Source organism: Streptomyces sp. NPDC008150 (assembly GCF_042956945.1).
Taxonomy (GTDB): domain Bacteria; phylum Actinomycetota; class Actinomycetes; order Streptomycetales; family Streptomycetaceae; genus Streptomyces.
In genome coordinates this window covers 106,370-126,306 of sequence record NZ_JBIBHJ010000021.1, presented here as the reverse complement: position 1 = coordinate 126,306, position 19,937 = coordinate 106,370, and the positions used below count along the sequence as shown (strand labels likewise).

General features: G+C 74.3%; 16 protein-coding genes. 8 read left to right on the top strand and 8 right to left on the bottom strand.

The window, feature by feature from the left end; all coding sequences use genetic code 11:
- Positions 1-573: 573 nt before the first annotated feature.
- Positions 574-1,596, top strand: a complete 1,023-nt coding sequence (trpS, locus tag ACFZA0_RS35155; RefSeq protein WP_391024530.1) for a tryptophan--tRNA ligase — start codon at positions 574-576, stop codon at positions 1,594-1,596.
- 26 nt (positions 1,597-1,622) lie between these two features.
- Here trpS and proC read toward each other — a convergent pair whose 3' ends face one another.
- Positions 1,623-2,432, bottom strand: a complete 810-nt coding sequence (proC, locus tag ACFZA0_RS35150; protein ID WP_391024527.1) for a pyrroline-5-carboxylate reductase — start codon at positions 2,430-2,432, stop codon at positions 1,623-1,625.
- Positions 2,433-2,767: 335 nt separating this feature from the next.
- Here proC and ACFZA0_RS35145 point away from each other — a divergent pair, with 335 nt between their 5' ends.
- Positions 2,768-4,282, top strand: coding sequence for a SulP family inorganic anion transporter (locus ACFZA0_RS35145; RefSeq protein ID WP_391024525.1), 1,515 nt, complete (start codon positions 2,768-2,770; stop codon positions 4,280-4,282).
- Here the strand turns inward: ACFZA0_RS35145 and ACFZA0_RS35140 are convergent.
- The 5 genes from ACFZA0_RS35140 to ACFZA0_RS35120 all read right to left on the bottom strand — a co-directional run bounded on the left by ACFZA0_RS35140 (position 4,222) and on the right by ACFZA0_RS35120 (position 10,191).
- Positions 4,222-5,022 carry a methyltransferase domain-containing protein gene (locus ACFZA0_RS35140; RefSeq protein ID WP_391024524.1) on the bottom strand — a complete coding sequence of 267 codons (801 nt, stop codon included), beginning with the start codon at positions 5,020-5,022 and terminating at the stop codon, positions 4,222-4,224. The two genes, ACFZA0_RS35145 and ACFZA0_RS35140, sit on opposite strands and share 61 nt — an antisense overlap.
- Positions 5,023-5,114: 92 nt before the next feature.
- A complete protein-coding gene (locus ACFZA0_RS35135) occupies positions 5,115-5,645 on the bottom strand; it encodes an EamA/RhaT family transporter (RefSeq protein WP_391024543.1) in 531 nt (176 codons plus the stop codon).
- A gap of 160 nt (positions 5,646-5,805) precedes the next feature.
- Positions 5,806-7,659, bottom strand: a complete 1,854-nt coding sequence (gene ilvD, locus ACFZA0_RS35130; RefSeq protein WP_391024523.1) for a dihydroxy-acid dehydratase — start codon at positions 7,657-7,659, stop codon at positions 5,806-5,808.
- A 226-nt stretch (positions 7,660-7,885) separates the two neighbouring features.
- Positions 7,886-8,710, bottom strand: a complete 825-nt coding sequence (locus ACFZA0_RS35125; protein WP_391024521.1) for a TIM barrel protein — start codon at positions 8,708-8,710, stop codon at positions 7,886-7,888.
- A 548-nt stretch (positions 8,711-9,258) separates the two neighbouring features.
- On the bottom strand, positions 9,259-10,191 hold the full coding sequence (locus ACFZA0_RS35120; protein WP_391024519.1) for a Ppx/GppA family phosphatase: 933 nt from the start codon (positions 10,189-10,191) through the stop codon (positions 9,259-9,261).
- Between the two features lie 95 nt (positions 10,192-10,286).
- Here ACFZA0_RS35120 and ACFZA0_RS35115 point away from each other — a divergent pair, with 95 nt between their 5' ends.
- Positions 10,287-11,189, top strand: coding sequence for a hypothetical protein (locus ACFZA0_RS35115; RefSeq protein ID WP_391024517.1), 903 nt, complete (start codon positions 10,287-10,289; stop codon positions 11,187-11,189).
- 40 nt (positions 11,190-11,229) lie between these two features.
- Here ACFZA0_RS35115 and ACFZA0_RS35110 read toward each other — a convergent pair whose 3' ends face one another.
- Complete coding sequence (locus tag ACFZA0_RS35110) at positions 11,230-13,077, bottom strand: hypothetical protein (protein WP_391024515.1); 1,848 nt, start codon at positions 13,075-13,077, stop codon at positions 11,230-11,232.
- Between the two features lie 295 nt (positions 13,078-13,372).
- Here ACFZA0_RS35110 and radA point away from each other — a divergent pair, with 295 nt between their 5' ends.
- Both radA and disA read left to right on the top strand, forming a co-directional pair.
- Complete coding sequence (gene radA / locus ACFZA0_RS35105) at positions 13,373-14,782, top strand: DNA repair protein RadA (protein WP_391024513.1); 1,410 nt, start codon at positions 13,373-13,375, stop codon at positions 14,780-14,782.
- Between the two features lie 91 nt (positions 14,783-14,873).
- On the top strand, positions 14,874-15,998 hold the full coding sequence (gene disA / locus ACFZA0_RS35100) for a DNA integrity scanning diadenylate cyclase DisA (protein ID WP_391024511.1): 1,125 nt from the start codon (positions 14,874-14,876) through the stop codon (positions 15,996-15,998).
- A gap of 81 nt (positions 15,999-16,079) precedes the next feature.
- Here disA and ACFZA0_RS35095 read toward each other — a convergent pair whose 3' ends face one another.
- Positions 16,080-16,934 (bottom strand): hypothetical protein, encoded by an 855-nt coding sequence (locus tag ACFZA0_RS35095; RefSeq protein WP_391024509.1) that lies wholly within the window; start codon positions 16,932-16,934, stop codon positions 16,080-16,082.
- Between the two features lie 246 nt (positions 16,935-17,180).
- Here ACFZA0_RS35095 and ACFZA0_RS35090 point away from each other — a divergent pair, with 246 nt between their 5' ends.
- From ACFZA0_RS35090 to ACFZA0_RS35080, 3 genes are all read left to right on the top strand, one after another.
- Positions 17,181-18,164, top strand: coding sequence for an A/G-specific adenine glycosylase (locus ACFZA0_RS35090; RefSeq protein ID WP_391024507.1), 984 nt, complete (start codon positions 17,181-17,183; stop codon positions 18,162-18,164).
- A 507-nt stretch (positions 18,165-18,671) separates the two neighbouring features.
- Positions 18,672-19,211 carry a SigE family RNA polymerase sigma factor gene (locus ACFZA0_RS35085; RefSeq protein ID WP_391024506.1) on the top strand — a complete coding sequence of 180 codons (540 nt, stop codon included), beginning with the start codon at positions 18,672-18,674 and terminating at the stop codon, positions 19,209-19,211.
- On the top strand, positions 19,199-19,909 hold the full coding sequence (locus tag ACFZA0_RS35080) for a hypothetical protein (RefSeq protein WP_391024504.1): 711 nt from the start codon (positions 19,199-19,201) through the stop codon (positions 19,907-19,909). The genes ACFZA0_RS35085 and ACFZA0_RS35080 overlap by 13 nt, the downstream gene beginning before the upstream one ends.
- Positions 19,910-19,937: the final 28 nt, after the last annotated feature.

Below are 19,937 nucleotides of genomic sequence, written 5' to 3'. Positions count from 1 at the left end.
TCGGTGTTTCCGACTCTATCAGATCTTTTCGATCCGATTTCCTCGGTGCTTTCCAGGTTCTCGCTTTCGCGTTTCCCTTTCCGGCGGTTCCGACTCTAGCAGACCCTTTCGGTTCTGATTCCCGGTCAGAGCGGGTTGTCTTCGGGGCTGTTGGGCCCTTCCGACGAGTGAGACTTTAGCGGAGTCCGTACTCCCGACGCTAATCGGGGGCGTTCTCTCGAACGCGGATTCCTCATTCACGAACAGGCACGGAAATGACACGACGACGAATCGTCGATCACTGGGTACTTGCTGTGGATGGCTGTCCGGGGACCGACCGGGGTCGGCGCTCACGTCGGACAACTCGGAGAACACTACGTACGAGGGCGGGGCGTGTCAACTCATGGTCCCGGGCCCCTCCCGGGCGTACGCTGACCGCCATGACTACGCGCACGTGCACCCAGCTCTGGTGGGCCGCCTGACGGCGGCCGAGCTCCACGTACGCGCAACGGCCGCCGCCTCGGCGGCCGTTGTTGTTTCTCCCCCCGGGGAGGCGGTCGCCGGAAGCGGCGGCCCCGACCAGGAGGCGGAGAGATGACACGGGTCTTCAGCGGGATCAAGCCGACCGGGCACCTGACCCTCGGGAACTACCTCGGGGCCATGCGCCGGTGGGCGGAGGTGGACCAGCGGCACGGCGACGCGGTGTTCTGCGTGGTCGACCTGCACGCGCTCACGGTGGACCACGATCCGGCGCGCGTGCGCAGACTCAGCAGGCAGACCGCGACGCTGCTGCTCGCCGCCGGCCTCGACCCCGAACTGTGCACGGTGTTCGTGCAGAGCCACGTCGACGAGCACACCCGGCTGTCGTACCTGCTGGAGTGCGTCGCCACCGACGGTGAGATGCGGCGGATGATCCAGTACCGGGAGAAGGCGGCCCGGGAGCGCGAGCGGGGCGGGAGCGTGCGGCTGTCGCTGCTCACGTATCCCGTGCTGATGGCGGCGGACATCCTCGCGTACGGCACGCACGAGGTGCCGGTCGGGGACGACCAGACGCAGCACGTCGAGCTGGCGCGGGACATCGCGGTCCGGTTCAACCAGCGGTACGGGCACACCTTCGTCGTGCCGCGGGCGACGCGGCCCGCGGTGGCCGCGCGCGTCATGAACCTCCAGGACCCCGGAGCCAAGATGGGCAAGTCCGACGACTCCGGCCCCGGCATCGTCTACCTGCTCGACGAGCCGGACGTCGTGCGCAAGAAGGTCGCGCGGGCGGTCACCGACAGCGGGGCGGACGTCGTGTACGACCCGGCCGGGCGGCCCGGGGTCGCGAACCTGCTGGAGATCCTGGCCGCGTGCACCGACGGCGACCCGGCCGGACTCGGCGACGGCTACACGTCGTACGGGGCCCTGAAGAAGGACGTCGCCGACGCCGTGGTGGAGGTGCTGCGGCCGTTGCGGGAGCGGCACCGGGAGCTGTGCGCCGACCCCGGGTACGTCGACGGGGTGCTGCGGGAGGGGGCCCGGCGGGCGCGGGCGCTCGCCCGGCCGACCGTGGACGCCGCGTACCGCGCGATCGGGCTGCTGCCCGCCGAGGCGGAGGTCGTCGTGGGCGCGGGGTGAAGGGCCTCGCCCACGGGTGAGCGGTGTCAGCCGTTGCCGGTGGCCAGCGCGCGGCTGCGGTCGCGGGCGGCCTCCAGCGCGGCGATGAGGGCGGCCCGCACGCCGTGGTTCTCCAGTTCGCGGATGGCGTTGATCGTGGTGCCCGCGGGAGAGGTGACGTTCTCGCGGAGCTTGACCGGGTGTTCGCCGCTGTCGCGGAGCATCACGGCGGCGCCGATCGCGGACTGGACGATGAGCTCGTGGGCCTTGTCGCGGGGCAGGCCGAGCAGGATGCCCGCGTCCGTCATGGCCTCGACCAGGTAGAAGAAGTACGCCGGTCCGGAGCCGGAGAGGGCCGTGCAGGCGTCCTGCTGGGTCTCCGGGACGCGGAGGGTCTTGCCCACGGCACCGAAGATCGTCTCGGCGTGCGCGAGGTGCGCGTCGGTGGCGTGGCCGCCGGCCGAGATGACCGACATCGCCTCGTCGACGAGGGCCGGTGTGTTCGTCATGACCCGCACCACGGGCGTGCCCGCCGCCAGACGGTCCTCGACGTAGGAGGTCGGGATGCCCGCCGCGCCGCTGATCACCAGGCGGTCGGCGGGGACGTGCGGGGCGAGTTCGTCGAGGAGCGTGCCCATGTCCTGCGGCTTGACCGTCAGGATCAGGGTGTCGGCGCTCTTGGCGGCCTCGGCGTTGGTGACCGGCACGACGCCGTGCCGGGCGCGGAGTTCCCCCGCCCGTTCGGGCCGTCGGGTGGTGACCAGGAGGTCCTCGGGTGCCCAGCCGCCCCGGATCATTCCGCTGAGCAGGGCTTCGCCGATCTTGCCGGTGCCGAGGACTGCGACTTTGTGGCTCATGGCTGGGGTGCCTTCCGGGTTGCGTCGTCCGGGGGTCATCCTCGCACCCGGCCGACGGGTGCGGGGCGCGCCGTCCGATGGGCGGGACACCGCGGGACACCGGTGGGGCCGGGGGTGCGCGGGACGGCGCAGGCGCGCGGCGGGGTGATCGGAAGGACGCGTTCCGGTGGCTGCGCTTCCGCGTTCACAGGGTGGCAACACGAAGGGGGTGGCCGGTCAACTCGCTTTCCCGACAATGGATTTCAGTGCGAGGTCATATGCCGAGCACCCTGTCGCGCCTCCCCCGGCGCGGCGCCCACGCATCTCCCGCATCACGACCCGGAGGTGCTGCCGTCATGCGCGGTGGTCTGCAAAAGGCGTTGGACAAGTGGCACGGGGCGGGCGGCAACGCCGCGGCCCCGGCCGTTCTCAGGGCCGATCTGTCCGCTTCCCTCGTCGTCTTCCTCGTCGCCCTCCCGCTCTGCGTGGGCGTCGCCATGGCCTCCGGCGTGCCCGCCGAACTGGGGCTCGTGACCGGCATCGTCGGCGGACTCGTCGCCGGTGCGCTGCCCGGCAGCAGCCTCCAGGTGAGCGGGCCGGCCGCCGGGCTGACCGTGCTCGTGTACGAGGCCGTACGGACGTACGGCGTCGAGATGCTCGGCGTTCTGGTGCTCGCGGCCGGGCTCGTGCAGCTCGGGCTGGGCGCGCTGCGGCTCGGGCGGTGGTTCCGGGCGGTGTCCGTCGCCGTGGTGCACGGGATGCTCACCGGGATCGGGCTCGTCCTGGTCGTCGGGCAGGTGTACGCGCTCGGTGACGTGGACGCGCCCGCGACCGGGCCGGGCAGGATCGCCGGGCTGCTCGCACTGCCGGGCCGCGCGGACCCGGCCGCCCTCGCGCTGGGCGGGGCCGTCATCGCCGTACTGCTGCTCTGGCCGCGGTGGCGGCGCGGCGCGCGGCTGGTGCCCGCGCCGCTGGTCGCGGTGGGCCTGGCCGCGCTGGTGACCGGTGTGTTCGGCCTGCCCGTGCGGCGGGTGACGGTGCACGGGCTCGCGGACTCCGTGCGGGTGCCCCAACTGACCGACGTGGGGCGGCTGGTGGACGTCGGGGTGCTCGGCACGGTCGTCGCCCTCGCGCTGATCGCGTCCGCGGAGTCGCTGTTCGGCGCGGCCGCGGTGGACCGGCTGCATCGCGGACCGCGCACCGACTACGACCGCGAGCTGATGGCGCAGGGCGTGGGCAACGCCGTGTGCGGGCTGCTCGGGGCGCTGCCGATGACGGCGGTGATCGTGCGCAGCGCGGCCAACGTGCGGGCGGGCGCGCGCACCAAGGCGTCGCGGGTGCTGCACGGGGTCTGGCTGCTGGTGTTCGCGGCGCTGCTTCCCGGGGTGCTCGGCATGATCCCGGTGGCGGCGACGGCCGCGCTCCTGGTGCACGCCGGCTGCCGGCTGGTACCCGTGCGGGAGCTCTTCGCGCTGTGGCGCGGGCATCGCGGTGAGCTGCTGGTGCTCGCGGTGACGGCCGGGGCGATCGTCGTCGGCAACCTCTTCGAGGGCGTGCTCGTCGGGCTGGGGCTCGCGGTCGCGAAGACGGCGTGGGAGGCCGGCCACGTGCACGTGGCGACCGAGGACCACGGGGAGGCGGGGCTCGTGGTGCGGGTGGTGGGCCACGCCACGTTCCTACGGCTGCCGAAGCTGCTGGACGCGCTGGAGGCACTGCCGGCCGACCGCCCGGTGCGGCTCGAACTGGGCGGGCTGCGGCACGTGGACCACGCGTGCGCGGCGGCCCTGGACGGGTGGGCCGCCGCGCGCGGTCAGGCGCCGGGGGCCGCGGTGGGCCGGGCGTTGACGCCGACCAGGAGGTCGACGATGTAGGTCTCCTCGACCAGGCCGTCCGGGAAGACCGCGAGGAGGTGCTCGCGCTCCCCGGCGAGGAAGGACTCGGTGGCCTCCTTCTCCTGGACGAGGAAGACGGAGTGGCTGGCCATGTTCGCCAGGTGCTTGTCGACGGGCACGCTGCGGCTCCAGCGGACCTTGCGGCGGCCGAACTCCAGGGTCCCGGTGGGGTCCGCCGCCAGGACCAGGTCGCCGCGTTCGCTGCGCTCGCGCGCCGGGTCGACGCCGAAGTGGGCGTTGATCCGGGCGGCGGACTCGGCGATCCACGGCACGCCGAGGTCGTCGGTGTTCCACCACAGGGCGAGCGCGCCGCCCGGCCGCAGCACCCGCACGGCCTCGGGGACGGCGAGGGCCGGGTCGGTCCAGTGCCAGGCCTGCGCGTACGTGATGAGGTCGGCCGAGTCGTCGGCGAGCGGCAGGGCGTTGCCGTTGCCGCGGACCAGGGGCACGTCGGGCAGACCGGCGTGCAGCTGCGCGGCCATGCCCTCGCCGGGCTCGACGGCGACCACGCGCGCGCCGCGCGCGTGCAGCAGCGCGGTGGAGATGCCGGTGCCGGCTCCGACGTCGGCCACCCGGGCGCCGGCCAGGGGGTGGCCCGTGAGTTCCTCGATCGCGTCGAACAGGGCGGGCGGGTAGGACGGCCGGTGTGCGGCGTACTCGGCGGCGGCTGCGTTGAAGGAGTGGGCGCGGGCGGCGTGCGAGGGCGGCTGCAGGGTCATGCCGCCATCATGGCGCGGCGGGGTACGGGGGCCGCGGCGGGGTCGGTGCGGGGGGCACCGATGTCGGCGGGTGCATCGGGGCGTCGGGCAGGTCAGGGCGTCGGGCGCTTCCTCTTCGCCGGGTGGCCCGAACGGCGCCCGGAGCGGCGGGCCCGGCGGGCGCGTGCCTCCTCGTACTCCGCGCGGTGCAGCTTCTCGCCGGGGGCCTCCCGGAGGCAGCGGAAGCAGTACGCGAGGAGGGATCCGACGAAGCCGATCGCGAGCAGGCCGCGCAGGGACGCCTGGCGGTCCGGGTCGGGGCGGCGGTCGAACGCGTCCCAGGTGTTGCGGAACGCGAGCGCGCTGCACACCGCGAACATCACGACGACCAGGATCGTCACGAAGGACCCCACGTCGGCGATCTGGAGGCCCTGGTAGGCGAACCGGAGCACCAGGCAGGCGACGATCGCGGCGGCCAGCGAGCCGACGGCCAGACCGGCGCGGCGGGCCGCGTAGTTGCCGGTGTGGTCGACCCAGGTCGTGCCGAAGAAGCGGATGGGTTCGGGGCGGGGGCCGGCTGGTTCCGCGGAGGCGCCCGGGGCCTGGGCCGGGACCGGGGCCGGGGTTCGGTTGTCGTCGCTCACGTCGCTCACCCGTCGATTATGCGGCCGGGGCGGGCGGGGACGTCCGGCGCGTGCGGCCGGGCGGTACGAGCCGTGCCGTGCGCACGCACCGCACCCAACGGCGGAGGGGCCGCCGGCCCGGGTCGGGCGGCGGCCCCTCCGTGGGGTGCGGTGCGGCGGGTCAGCCCAGCTGGGAGAGGTCGCGCACGGCGCCGCGGTCGGCACTGGTGGCCATCGCGGCGTACGCGCGCAGGGCCGCGCTCACCTTGCGCTCGCGGTTCTTCGGCGCGTACACGCCGCCCAGCGCCTCGCGGCGGCGGGCCAGTTCGGCGTCGTCGACCAGCAGCTCCATCGAGCGGTTCGGGATGTCGATGCGGATGCGGTCGCCGTCCTCGACGAGGGCGATCGTGCCGCCGGACGCCGCCTCGGGCGACGCGTGGCCGATCGACAGGCCCGAGGTGCCGCCGGAGAAGCGGCCGTCGGTGACCAGGGCGCACGCCTTGCCGAGGCCGCGGCCCTTCAGGTACGAGGTCGGGTAGAGCATCTCCTGCATGCCGGGGCCGCCCTTGGGACCCTCGTAGCGGATGACGACGACGTCGCCCTCGGTGATCCGCTTCGCGAGGATCTTCTCGACGGCCTCCTCCTGCGACTCGCAGACGACGGCCGGGCCCTCGAACGTCCAGATCGACTCGTCGACGCCCGCGGTCTTCACGACGGCGCCGTCGACGGCCAGGTTGCCCTTGAGCACCGCGAGGCCGCCGTCCTTGGAGTAGGCGTGCTCGGCGGAGTGGATGCAGCCGTTCTCGGCGTCCGTGTCGAGCGCCTCCCAGCGCTCCGACTGGGAGAACGCCTCGGCGGAGCGCACACAGCCGGGGGCCGCGTGCCACAGTTCGAGCGCCTCGGGCGAGGGGGAGCCGCCGCGCACGTCCCAGGTCTTCAGCCAGTCCGCGAGGGAGGGGCTGTGCACGGAGTGGACGTCCTCGTTGAGCAGGCCCGCGCGGTGCAGTTCGCCGAGCAGGGCGGGGATGCCGCCGGCGCGGTGCACGTCCTCCATGTAGTACGTGCGGTCCTTGGCGACGTTGGGCGCGACCTTGGCCAGGCACGGCACGCGGCGCGAGACCGCGTCGATCTGCTCCAGGCCGAAGGTGACGCCCGCCTCCTCGGCGGCGGCCAGCAGGTGCAGGATCGTGTTGGTGGAGCCGCCCATCGCGATGTCGAGCGCCATGGCGTTCTCGAACGCGGCGAAGGACGCGACCGCGCGCGGCAGGACCGTCTCGTCGTCCTGGTCGTAGTAGCGGCGGGTGATGTCCATGACCGTGCGGGCGGCGTCCTCGTACAGCGCCTTGCGGGCGGTGTGCGTGGCGAGGACCGAGCCGTTGCCCGGGAGGGACAGGCCGATCGCCTCGGTCAGGCAGTTCATCGAGTTGGCGGTGAACATGCCCGAGCAGGAGCCGCAGGTCGGACAGGCGTTCTCCTCGATGCGGAGGATGTCCTCGTCCGAGATCTTGTCGTTCACGGCGTCGGAGATCGCGTCGACCAGGTCGAGCGTGCGGACCGTGCCGTCGACCAGGGTCGCGCGGCCGGACTCCATGGGGCCGCCGGAGACGAAGACCGTCGGGATGTTCAGGCGCAGGGCGGCCATCAGCATGCCGGGCGTGATCTTGTCGCAGTTCGAGATGCAGACCAGGGCGTCGGCGCAGTGCGCCTCGACCATGTACTCGACGCTGTCGGCGATCAGGTCGCGCGAGGGCAGCGAGTAGAGCATGCCGCCGTGGCCCATCGCGATGCCGTCGTCGACGGCGATGGTGTTGAACTCGCGCGGGATGCCGCCCGCCTCGCGCACGGCCTCGCTGACGATCCGGCCGACGGGCTGGAGGTGCGTGTGGCCGGGCACGAACTCGGTGAACGAGTTGGCGATGGCGATGATCGGCTTCCGGCCGATGTCCGCACCGGGTACACCGGAGGCGCGCATAAGGGCGCGGGCGCCCGCCATGTTGCGGCCGTGGGTGACTGTGCGGGACCTCAGCTGCGGCATCGTCGCTCGCTCCTTCGGAGAGTTATGACTGTTTCGAGAGTACGCCCGCGCTCCAAGGGGCGGACACGGTGTCCGGAATGCGGGACACATGTCTCGTACGGCGGGCCGCGGACGGGGTTCGCGGAGCGGTGGGGGCGAGGGTCGGCCCGTCCCCTGGAGCGGCCGTGGACCGCTGATCGGCCGGCCTCCCGGGTACGGGTGGCGGCCGTCGCGCCGGGCCCGGGTCTCAGGCGCGGGGTACGCGTACCGACGAGGCGAGGTGCAGCCGCGTGAACGCGAGCGCCTCGGCGAGGTCGGCCTCGCGTTCGGCGCTGGACATCGCGCGCCGGGTGTTGACCTCGATGACGACGTGGCCGTCGTAGCCGCCCTGCGCCAGCCCTTCGAGGAGTTCGGCGCAGGGCTGGCTGCCGCGGCCGGGGACGAGGTGTTCGTCCTTGCCGGAGCCGAGGCCGTCGGCGAGGTGGACGTGACCGAGGCGGTCGCCCATGCGGCCGACCATGCCGAGGGCGTCGGTGCGGGCCGTGGCGGTGTGGCTGAGGTCGATCGTGAAGTGGCGGTAGTCGTCCTTCGTCACGTCCCACTCGGGCGCGTAGGCGAGCATCTCGCGGTCGCGGTAGCGCCACGGATACATGTTCTCGACGGCGAACCTGACGTCCGTCTCGCCCGACATCCGCCAGATCCCGTCGACGAAGTCCCGCGCGTACTGGCGCTGCCAGCGGAACGGGGGGTGGACGACGACGGTGTCGGCGCCGAGCTTCTCCGCGGCCGCGCGGGCCCGCTTCAGCTTGGTCCAGGGATCGGTGGACCACACGCGCTGCGTGATGAGCAGGCACGGGGCGTGGACGGCGAGCACGGGGACGCGGTGGTAGTCGCTGAGGCCGCGCAGGGCGTCGATGTCCTGGCTGACCGGGTCGGTCCACACCATGACCTCGACGCCGTCGTAACCGAGGCGTGCGGCGATCTCGAAGGCGGTCGCCGTCGACTCCGGATACACGGAGGCCGTGGACAGCGCGACCTTCGCATCCGGGATCCGCACCACTGGTTCAGCCACGAGGAACAGCGTACGGGCCCCCGCGCGTACCGAGGGATCCGGTCACGGGCCGCCCGCTGCCGTACGGGGGCCGGGGGCCGTCAACCCGCCCCCGCGGCACGGGCGTCCGGGGAACGGACCAGCCCAGGTCACCGCGCGGGCGGGCGCCGGGACGGCCGCCCCGGCGCCCGTCGCACCCCATGTGGCGGGACTCACGCCGGAGTCGGACGGGAGGGGGCGGGCGCCGGGGGCGGACGACGACGGCACGCACGCCGGGGGTCGCCCACCGGGGGTGAGACGGGCGGGCCTGTGCCGGCGGAACCGTCACGGCGGGCCGGTGTCGCGCGCAACGGGCGTGCGTGACGCGGCACGTGAGGCTCGGGGCCGCAGCCGCACGCCGGCATCGCGCACAAGGGGCGGAGAGGCCGATCAGCGCGCCCGCGAAACGCAGCCCGACGTCGCGCGCACGGGGGCGACGGCAGGGACGGCGGGTCCCAGGCCCCGCATCGCGCCCAGGAAGGCCGAAGCCGTCCGGGGCGCGCGGTGTCGGTCCGCGGGTACCGCCCGGCTCACGCCGGTGGCATCTGGTCGAGCTGGCGCAGGATCACGCCCTCGCGCAGGGCCCAGGGGCAGATCTCCAGCGTCTCCACGCCGAACAGGTCCATGGCGCCCTCGGCGACCAGTGCGCCCGCGACGAGCTGACCGGCCCTGCCCTCGGAGACGCCGGGCAGTTCGGCGCGCTCGGCCGCCGTCATCCCGGCGAGGCGCGGCACCCACGCCTCCAGCGACTGCCGCTTCAGCTCGCGCTGCACGTACAGCCCCTCGGCGGAGCGGGCGGCCCCCGCGATGCGGGCGAGCTGCCGGAACGTCTTCGACGTGGCGACCACGTGGTCGGGGGCGCCGAACCGGCTGAACTCCCCCACCGTGCGCGCTATCTGGGCCCGTACGTGCCGGCGCAGCGTGCGCACCGTCTCCGGGTCCGGCGGGTCTGCGGGCAGCCAGCCGGCGGTGAGGCGGCCCGCGCCCAGCGGCAGCGAGACGGCGGCGTCGGGCTCCTCGTCCATGCCGTACGCGATCTCCAGGGAGCCGCCGCCGATGTCGAGGACGAGCAGCTTGCCGGCGGACCAGCCGAACCAGCGGCGGACGGCGAGGAAGGTGAGCCGGGCCTCCTCGGCGCCGGTGAGGACCTTGAGCTCCACACCGGTCTCCTCGCGTACGCGCGCGAGGACGTCGTCCGCGTTGCGGGCCTCCCGCACGGCGGACGTCGCGAACGGCAGCAGCGCCTCGACGCCCTTGTCCTCGGCGGCCTGGAGCGCCTCGCGGACCACGGAGACCAGCCGGTCGACGCCCTCCGGGCCGATCGCGCCGTCCGCGTCGAGGAGTTGGGCCAGGCGCAGGTCCGCCTTGTGCGAGTGCGCGGGCAGCGGGCGGGCGCCGGGGTGGGCGTCGACCACCAGCAGGTGCACCGTGTTCGAACCCACGTCGAGGACACCGAGTCTCATGTAGCGAACGCTACTGCCGTCGCCGGGGGCCGCGGCGGCGGGACCGGCAGGTGCAGCGGTGCCGCAAGGGCCTCCGGGCGACATACCCTGGTCCCGTGCCAAAGACGAAAAAGGCGAAGGCCGACAAGAGCCACAAGACCGACACTCCCGACAAGGCCCCGAAGAAGGCCAAGCCGGGCACCACCGGGGCGGGTTCTTCGAAGGCGGCGCCGGTGACGCGGGCGAAGAAGGGCTCGGAACCCGACGAGAAGGGACTCGACTTCGCGCGCGCGTGGGTGGAGTTCCCGGATCCGGCGGACGACGAGCAGGTCTTCCGCTGCGATCTGACATGGCTGACCTCTCGCTGGAACTGCATCTTCGGGAGCGGCTGCCAGGGCATCCAGGCGGGCCGCGCGGACGACGGCTGCTGCACGCTGGGCGCGCACTTCTCCGACGAGGACGACGAGCGGCGCGTCGCCGGGTACGTGGCCCGGCTCACGCCGGACATCTGGCAGCACCACGACGAGGGCGTGGCGGACGGCTGGGTCTCCGAGGACGACGAGGGGTCGCGGCAGACCCGTCCGTTCAACGGGTCGTGCATCTTCCAGAACCGGCCGGGCTTCGAGGGCGGCGCGGGCTGCTCGCTGCACATCCTGGCGCTGCGGGAGGGCCGCGAGCCGCTGGAGACCAAGCCGGACGTCTGCTGGCAGCTCCCGGTGCGCCGCACGTACGACTGGATCGACCGGCCCGACGACACGCGCGTGCTCCAGGTGTCGATCGGCGAGTACGACCGGCGCGGCTGGGGTCCCGGCGGCCACGACCTGCACTGGTGGTGCACGTCGGCGACGTCGGCGCACGGCGCGGGCGACCCCGTGTACGTCTCCTACCGCCCCGAGCTCGTCGAGCTGATGGGCAAGGGCGGCTACGACCGTCTCGTCGAGCTGTGCGAGCAGCGGCTGGCCTCCCGGCTGCCGCTGGTGGCGCCGCACCCGGCGGACCCGGCGGCCGCGCGGGGCTGACCCTCGCGGGGCGGGAGCCCCGGGGCCGCGCGCACACGGTCTAGGAGCCGTCCGCGCCCGTGGCGCCGCCGTCGCCGGGTGCCGTGGTCGGTCCGCCGTCCGGCGGCTGCGTGGGCGTCGGGGTGGGCTCCGCCGTCGGCTGCGCGGTGGGCGTCGGGTCGTCGGACGGTGTGCGGGTCGGGCGGCCGGTGGGGCGCGGGTGGTGATGGTGGTGGTGACGGCGGCCGGTCGCCGTCGGCTCCGGGGTCGGGGTCGCGGTGTCCGCCGCCGGGCCGTGACCGTCGATGGTGACGACGACGCCCGCGGGGGCGATCGCGACGTGGGCGGTCCAGTGGCCGGTGGGTTCGCGCAGCGGGTCGACGCGGATCTGGACGGTGACCGACTCGCCGGGCGCGAGGGTGCCGGAGGAGCGGCTCAGGTAGAGCCAGGACGCGCCCGTGGACGCCGACCAGGCGACCGGCGCGTCCCCGGAGGCGGTGAGCGTGACGAGGGTGGTGTCGCCGCTGGTGGCGGCGGTCACGCCGAGGTCGCCCGCCCCCTTGGTGGCCGCGCCCTTCTTGCCGGTGGCGACACTGGTGACCTTCACCGTCACGTCGTTCTTGGCGGGGCTGCCCGAACGGGACTTCGCGGTACGGGAGTTGCCGGTGTTCTCGTAGCCGCCGCCGTTCTCGCCGTCCAGCGCGCCCGGCCCGTCGGCCTCCCGCGCGGTGGCGGTGCGGCCGTCCTGGCCCTCGCCGGTCGGGGTGGCCCGGTAGGCGGCCCACAGGGCGAGCACCGGGGCGGCGACGACGGTGGCGACGACGGTCGTGGTGACGGCACGCGCGCGCAGCCGGTCCCGGCGGGCGGCGCGGTCCTTGGGGTCCATCGGGAAGCCGCGCCGGTCGAAGCGCGGCGCGGCCCGGCGCGGCCGGGAGCCGGACGCCATGGCCTCCCGCAGCGCGGCGCGCGGCGCGGCGAGCACCGGCAGTTCGGCGGGGGTGACGGCGGCGCCGGGCCAGCGGCCGGGGACCGCGCGCTCGGCGGTGCGGCGGCAGCGGGGGCAGTCGTCGACGTGCCGGACGAGTTCGCGGCGCAGGGCGGTGCTGAGCACGAGGCGGTTGTCGCCGGTGAGCCGGGAGACGCTCGGGCAGGTGCCGGTCTGGACGACGGCGAGCGCGGCGCGGGTGCGCTCCACCTCGCACGCGGCACCGGCGAGCAGCTCCCTCGCCGCGGCGAGTTCGAGGCCGAGGACCGAGCCGATCTCCTGGGCGGAGAGCTGGTGGCGCACGGCGAGTTCGAGGGCCTCGCGCTGCTCGGGCGCGGTGCCTGCGGCCTCCGGCCAGGCGAGCCGGGCGAGTTCGCGGCGCTGCCGGTCGCGCTGTTCGTCGTCGGCGGGGTCCGCCGCCACCGGGTCGCCCCCGGGCCGCTTGCGCAGCCTGACGCCGGAGTCGCCGGCCGCGGGACCGGGCGCGGCGTCGGGCGCGGCCTCGGCCGCCGGGGTCTCGCCGGGCACGGGTGTGGCGCTGACGGGGACCGGGGCGGCCGGGGTGTCGGTGCCGTGGCGGCCGGCCGCGTGCTCCGCCTGCCGCTTGCGCTTCGCCTCCGCGAGGGTGCGCAGGCAGACCCAGCGGGCGAGCGCGTAGAGCCAGGCGCGGAGTGCGGCGGGGGCCTGCGGGACGCGCTGCCCCCGGCGCTCGGCGATGGAGAGGGTGTCCGCGAGGGCCGCGGTCGCCGCGTCGTGGTCGCACAGCACGGACAGGCAGTACGTGAACAGGCCGTCCAGGTACGGCTCGTGGCGTGCGGACGGGCGTCGCGCGAGAGTGTGCGCAGCGGCGCGGTCGCGCGCCTCGCCGTGCGCCCGGTGTGCGCCGGTGGTGCGGTTCGAGGTCTCCGTACTGCTGCTCATCACCCGTGCGACCGTAGGCGGCCGGACGCGGGCACTTCCTCCACCTTGAGCGCTTTTCCTCCGTACGGGTGAAACGATCCCTCATAAGGGGACAACAGGGTTTCGCTGCGTAGTGCTCTCCCGTCAGATACCGACCGGCGCGGGCCCGGCGGCGCGTACGGGCGTACGGGCGCACCCCCGCGGCGGGCGTCCGCGCGGGCGGTCGCGGAGGCGCCGGCGCCGGGCGGTCGCGGGGCCCCGGCGGCCCGGTCGCGGGACGGGGGACCGCGCTGTCGGTGGCGGGGGCTACGGTTTCGGCATGGCTGCCCGTACCAAGACCACCAAGGACCGTCCGTCCTACCGCTGCACGGAGTGCGGCTGGCAGACGGCCAAGTGGCTCGGGCGCTGCCCCGAGTGCCAGGCCTGGGGCACGGTCGAGGAGTACGGCGTGCCCGCGGTGCGCACCACCTCGCCGGGCCGGGTCACCACCTCCGCCGTGCCGATCGGCCAGGTCGACGGCCGGCAGGCCACCGCGCGCTCCACGGGCGTGCCCGAGCTGGACCGGGTCCTCGGCGGCGGTCTCGTGCCCGGCGCGGTCGTGCTGCTGGCGGGCGAGCCGGGCGTCGGCAAGTCCACGCTGCTGCTCGACGTGGCGGCCAAGGCGGCCAGTGACGAGCACCGCACGCTGTACGTGACGGGCGAGGAGTCCGCGAGCCAGGTCCGGCTGCGGGCCGACCGCATCCACGCCATCGACGACCACCTCTACCTCGCCGCCGAGACCGATCTGGCCGCCGTTCTCGGCCACTTGGACGCGGTCAAGCCGTCCCTGCTGGTCCTCGACTCCGTGCAGACGGTCGCCTCCCCGGAGATCGACGGCGCCCCGGGCGGCATGGCCCAGGTGCGCGAGGTCGCGGGCGCCCTCATCCGGGCGTCCAAGGAGCGCGGCATGTCGACGATCCTGGTGGGCCACGTCACCAAGGACGGCGCGATCGCCGGCCCGCGCCTCCTGGAGCACCTGGTGGACGTGGTGCTCCAGTTCGAGGGCGACCGGCACGCGCGCCTGCGGCTCGTACGGGGCGTCAAGAACCGCTACGGCACGACCGACGAGGTCGGCTGCTTCGAACTGCACGACGAGGGCATCACCGGACTCGCCGACCCCAGCGGCCTGTTCCTCACCCGCCGCGCGGAGCCGGTGCCGGGCACCTGCCTGACGGTGACCCTGGAGGGCCGGCGTCCGCTGGTGGCCGAGGTGCAGGCGCTCACCGTGGACTCGCAGATTCCCTCGCCCCGCCGCACCACGTCCGGCCTGGAGACCTCCCGCGTCTCGATGATGCTCGCGGTCCTCGAACAGCGTGGCCGGATCAGCGCCCTGGGGAAACGGGACATCTACTCCGCGACGGTCGGCGGCGTGAAGCTCACCGAGCCGGCCGCGGACCTGGCCATCGCGCTCGCGCTCGCGTCGGCGGCGAGCGACACCCCGCTGCCCAAGAACCTGGTCGCGATCGGCGAGGTGGGCCTCGCGGGCGAGGTCAGACGGGTCACCGGGGTCCAGCGCAGGCTGGCCGAGGCGCACCGGCTCGGCTTCACGCACGCGCTCGTACCGACCGATCCGGGGAAGGTCCCGGCCGGCATGAAGGTGCTGGAAGTCGCCGACATGGGAGACGCCCTGCGCGTCCTTCCGCGCTCCCGTCGCCGAGAGGCCCCACGGGAGGACGAGGACCGCCGGTAGACTTTGCCCTGGTCTCGTCCCTCCGCACACCTTCGCGTGTTCCGTGCGTACGCGGCGGGGACGTCCCAGAACCTGCGACCGGAGGAGTGCAGTGGCAGCCAACGACCGGGCGGCAGCGCCCGGAAAGTCCGGCGGGAGTTCCGCTGCCGACGCCCTGATGCGCGCCTCCCTGAGCGCCGTCGCACCCGGCACGGGCATGCGCGACGGCCTGGAGCGGGTGCTCCGCGGCAACACCGGCGGGCTCATCGTGCTCGGCTCGGACCGGACCGTCGAGGCCATGTGCACCGGCGGGTTCGTCCTCGACGTCGAGTTCTCGGCGACGCGCCTGCGAGAACTGTGCAAGCTGGACGGCGGGATCGTGCTCTCGTCCGACCTCTCGAAGATCCTGCGCGCGGGCGTGCAGCTCGTCCCGGACCCGACGATCCCCACGGAGGAGACGGGCACCCGGCACCGCACCGCGGACCGCGTCAGCAAGCAGGTCGGCTTCCCCGTCGTCTCCGTGTCCCAGTCGATGCGCCTGATCGCCCTGTACGTGGACGGTCAGCGCCGCGTCCTGGAGGACTCGGCCGCGATCCTGTCCCGCGCCAACCAGGCGCTGGCCACCCTGGAGCGCTACAAGCTGCGCCTCGACGAGGTCGCCGGCACGCTGTCCGCGCTGGAGATCGAGGACCTGGTGACGGTCCGCGACGTCTCGGCCGTCTCGCAGCGCCTGGAGATGGTGCGCCGCATCGCGACCGAGATCGCCGAGTATGTCGTCGAGTTGGGCACGGACGGACGTCTTCTGGCGCTCCAGCTCGACGAGTTGATCGCCGGTGTCGAGCCCGAACGCGAACTCGTCGTGCGGGACTACGTGCCCGAGCCCACCGCCAAGCGCTCCCGCACCGTCGACGAGGCGCTCGCCGAACTCGACAAGCTCAGCCACGCCGAGCTGCTCGAACTGCCCACGGTGGCAAGGGCGTTGGGGTACACGGGCTCGCCCGAGGCGCTCGACTCGGCGGTGTCGCCGCGCGGGTTCCGGCTGCTGGCGAAGGTGCCGAGGCTGCCCGGCGCGATCATCGACCGGCTCGTCGAGCACTTCGGCGGTCTCCAGAAGCTGCTCGCCGCGAGCGTCGACGACCTCCAGACGGTGGACGGCGTCGGCGAGGCCCGCGCCCGCAGCGTCCGCGAGGGGCTGTCGCGGCTGGCGGAGTCGTCGATCCTGGAGCGGTACGTCTGACGCGCCCGGAACGCGAAGGAGCCGGGGCGTCCGGCCCCGGCTCCGTTCCCGTCCGGGCGCCCGCGCCCGGGACGCCCCGGCTCAGTCCTTCGCCAGCACGAACGACGTCTGCGCCTTCTCGAACCCGGCGGCCTTGAGCTGCACCAGATACGTGCCCGCCTTCGCCGAACCGGGCGGCGGCGTGGCGCACTGCGGTGAACTCGGCTTGCGGTCCCAGGTGACCGTGGTGCCGGCACTGCTTCCGGCGGACACCCGGTACAGCACGCTCCCGGACGTCTTCGGGCAGTCGGCAGAGGACCAGTAGTCGTCGCTGCTGTCGGCCTTCGTGATGGTCAACACCGCGTGCTTGGGCCCGAGATCGACCTTGCAGTCGCTGCCGGAGGAGTTCTTCGCGGTGATCTCGAACGTGGGCTTCTGGCCGGGCTGGTAGGAGTTGTGGACGCTGCGCAGCGTCAACGAGACGGCGTTCGCGGCGCAGTTCACGAGAGTGGTGCCGGCCGGGAGCGTGCCTCCTCCGCCGCCGCCGCCCTTGGCACCGTCGTCCGAACCGCCCGCCGAACCCGTGGTCGTACCGCCGTCGCCCCCGGCGCCGGAGGTGTCGCCCGAACCGCCCGCCGAGGAACCCGAGCCGGACCCGGACCCGGAACCCGACCCGGCGTCGTCCCCCGAGCCGCCCGTGTCCGATCCGCCCGACTCGCCCCGCCCGCCCGGGTGTTGACTGATCGCCGGGCCGGACCCCGAAGGGCCCGGGGTGATCGTGGGAGCGGGGTTCTTGCCGTTGGAACCCCCCGCGTGGTTCCCGCCACCGCCGCCGTCCCGCGAGACGATCCAGGTGACGAGCAGCGCCAACAGGACGATCACGGACAGCAGTAGGACCCTCCGGCGCCAATAGATGGAGGAGGGAAGCGGCCCGATCGGATTGCGCAGAGATCCCACGGCCCAAACCTTACGAGAGAACCCTGTCTTGTTCCGCGCCACCCGCCGCTCGGACCACAACTTTTCCGGATCATCATCCCGGGAGGGTCCGGAAGGGGGACGCCGGAGGCCGTCCGGGGGTCGCCCGGGAGCCGTCCGGGTGATCCCGCAGCACCCGGGGGGCGCGCGGCCGGATCCACTGCGCCCGGTCCGGCGGGGTGGCGGTGTCCCCGCGGACGGTGCCGCGCGTGGCAGGATCGGAGGGTCATGACTGCGCCCACGAAGCACCCGCACAGCAGCCCTGCCGCCCCCGACGTCCACACCGTCCCCAGCCCGTACGCGGGCGAGGACGCGGTCCCCGGCCGCGAGGCGGCGGCCGGCCGGGCCCTGCACTCCCCCGTCATCGAGTGGTTCGACGAACACGCACGCGACCTGCCCTGGCGCCGCCCCGAGGCGGGCCCGTGGGGCGTGATGGTCAGCGAGTTCATGCTCCAGCAGACGCCGGTGGCCCGTGTGCTGCCCGTCTACGAACAGTGGCTCGCCCGCTGGCCGCGCCCCGCCGACCTGGCGAAGGAACCGCCGGGCGAGGCCGTACGCGCGTGGGGCCGGCTCGGCTATCCGCGCCGTGCGCTGCGGCTGCACGGCGCGGCCGTCGCCATAACGGAACGCCACGGCGGCGACGTACCGGCCGACCACGCCCAGCTCCTCGCGCTGCCCGGCATCGGCGAGTACACGGCCGCCGCGGTCGCGTCGTTCGCCTACGGGCAGCGGCACGCCGTGCTGGACACCAACGTGCGGCGCGTGTTCGCGCGCGCGGTCAACGGTGTGCAGTACCCGCCGAACGCGACCACCGCCGCCGAACGGCGGCTCGCCCGCGCCCTGCTGCCCGAGGACGAGGGGACCGCCGCCCGGTGGGCCGCCGCCTCGATGGAACTCGGGGCGCTGGTGTGCACGGCGAAGAACGAGTCGTGCGCGCGCTGCCCGGTCAGCGCGCAGTGCGCCTGGCAGCAGGCCGGCAAGCCCGAGCACGTGGGGCCGCCGCGCAAGGTCCAGACGTACGCGGGTACCGACCGGCAGGTGCGCGGCAAGCTGCTCGCGGTGCTGCGGGAGGCCCGCATGCCCGTGTCGCAGACCGCGCTCGACCGCGTGTGGCACGAGCCGGTGCAGCGGGCCCGCGCACTGGACGGCCTGGTCGCCGACGGCCTGGTGGAACCCCTGCCGGGCGGTCTGTACCGCCTGCCGCTGGCCTGACGGACGCCACCGGACGCGGCCCGCGGAACGGATCCGCGGGCCGCGTCCTTGCGCGCGCCCCCGTGACGACCGGGAACGGCCCCGGCGCCGAACGTCCGCCGGGCCCGTCCGCGGGCCGTACGCCCGTACCGCACGCAACCCGGACGTTCCCCCCGCGCCCACGGGCGCGCCCCGCGTTCCGTTACACAACCGCCGGACAGCCGCGCGCTTCCCGCAGGCCGGCCCGCACAGCGCCGTGACAAGCCGTCCGTAGCTTCGGTCGTACACCCCGGACGGCACCCGGCGGCCGCGGACCGGCGGACGCGGACGTCCCGGGCGCCGGCGGCGGGACGGAGCCGGCGGTGACACGGCCCCGCGCGGGCGGCCCGGATCGCTCGGCGATCACGACCACGGGCGGCACGGCACGCGCGCGGCCGGGGGCAGGGCGACTCACAGGCGGTCCGGACCGCCGCCGCCGCGACATCGCGGCGGGCGGCCCGGAGACGGGGAATTCGGAGGCGGTTGGGGATGGCGCAGCGCGAGGGGCTCGAATTCGAGGAGTACGTGCGTACCAGGCAGGAGGCGCTGCTGCGCAGCGCGCGCCGCCTGGTCCCGGACCCCCTGGACGCGCAGGACCTGCTCCAGACGGCGCTGGTCAGGACGTACGGGCGCTGGGAGGGCATCGCCGACAAGCGGCTGGCGGACGCCTATCTGCGCCGCGTCATGATCAACACGCGGACGGAGTGGTGGCGGGCCCGCAAGCTGGAGGAGGTGCCGACCGAGCAGCTCCCGGACGCGGCCGTCGACGACTCGACCCAGCAGTACGCGGACCGCGCGCTGCTGATGGAGGTGCTCAAGGTGCTGCCTCCCAAGCAGCGCAGCGTGGTCGTACTGCGACACTGGGAACAGATGTCCACGGAAGAGACCGCCGCGGCCCTCGGCATGTCGGCGGGCACGGTCAAGAGCACGCTGCACCGGGCGCTCGCCCGCCTCCGCGAGGAGCTGGCAAGCCGGGGCGCCGGGGCGCGCGGGCCGGAACACGGGGAGCGGGAGCGTTGCGTGGCCTGAACGGCGCCGAGGCGCAGGCGTCGCCCCGCCCGAGCGGCGCGGGCACGGCCCGGCACGGGCGGCGCGCGGCGGTCCGCGCGGCCGCCCTGTCCGCCGTCCTGTGCACGGCGCTGGCCGCCTGCGGCGCGGACGGCACGGGCGCCCGCGACGAGGGCCCGGCGCACACCGGCTCCGGCGGGAGCACCACGGCACGGCCGTCCCCGTCCGCGTCCGCGTCCGGTGCCGCTCCCTCCGCGACGCCCGGCCGGGCGGACGCCGTGCGGCTCGTGAAGGACGACCCGCGGATCGCGGCGGCCGTGAAGCGGGACCTGAAGCCGTGCGTCGGCGACGAGTACCCGGTGGACGTGTCGTACGGGAACCTGACCGGCGCAGCGGCGGACGACATCGTCGTCAACGTGATGACCTGCGGGGACGCCGTCGGCGTGGGCAGTTACGTGTACCGCGAGGAGAACGGCGCCTACCGGGACGTCTTCCGCGCGGAGGAACCGCCGGTCTACGCGGAGATCGACCGGGGCGACCTCGTGGTGACCAAGCAGGTGTACGAGAGGGGGGACCCGGTCTCCAGCCCCTCGGGTGAGAACGTCATCACGTACCACTGGACGTCGGGCACCTTCGCGGAGGAGTACCGCACGCACAACGACTACAGCAGCGCGGTCGAGGGGGACGTGTCACCGTCGCCGTCGCCCACGAGGACTTGAGAGCACGGGGAACCAGGGGAAACAGGGC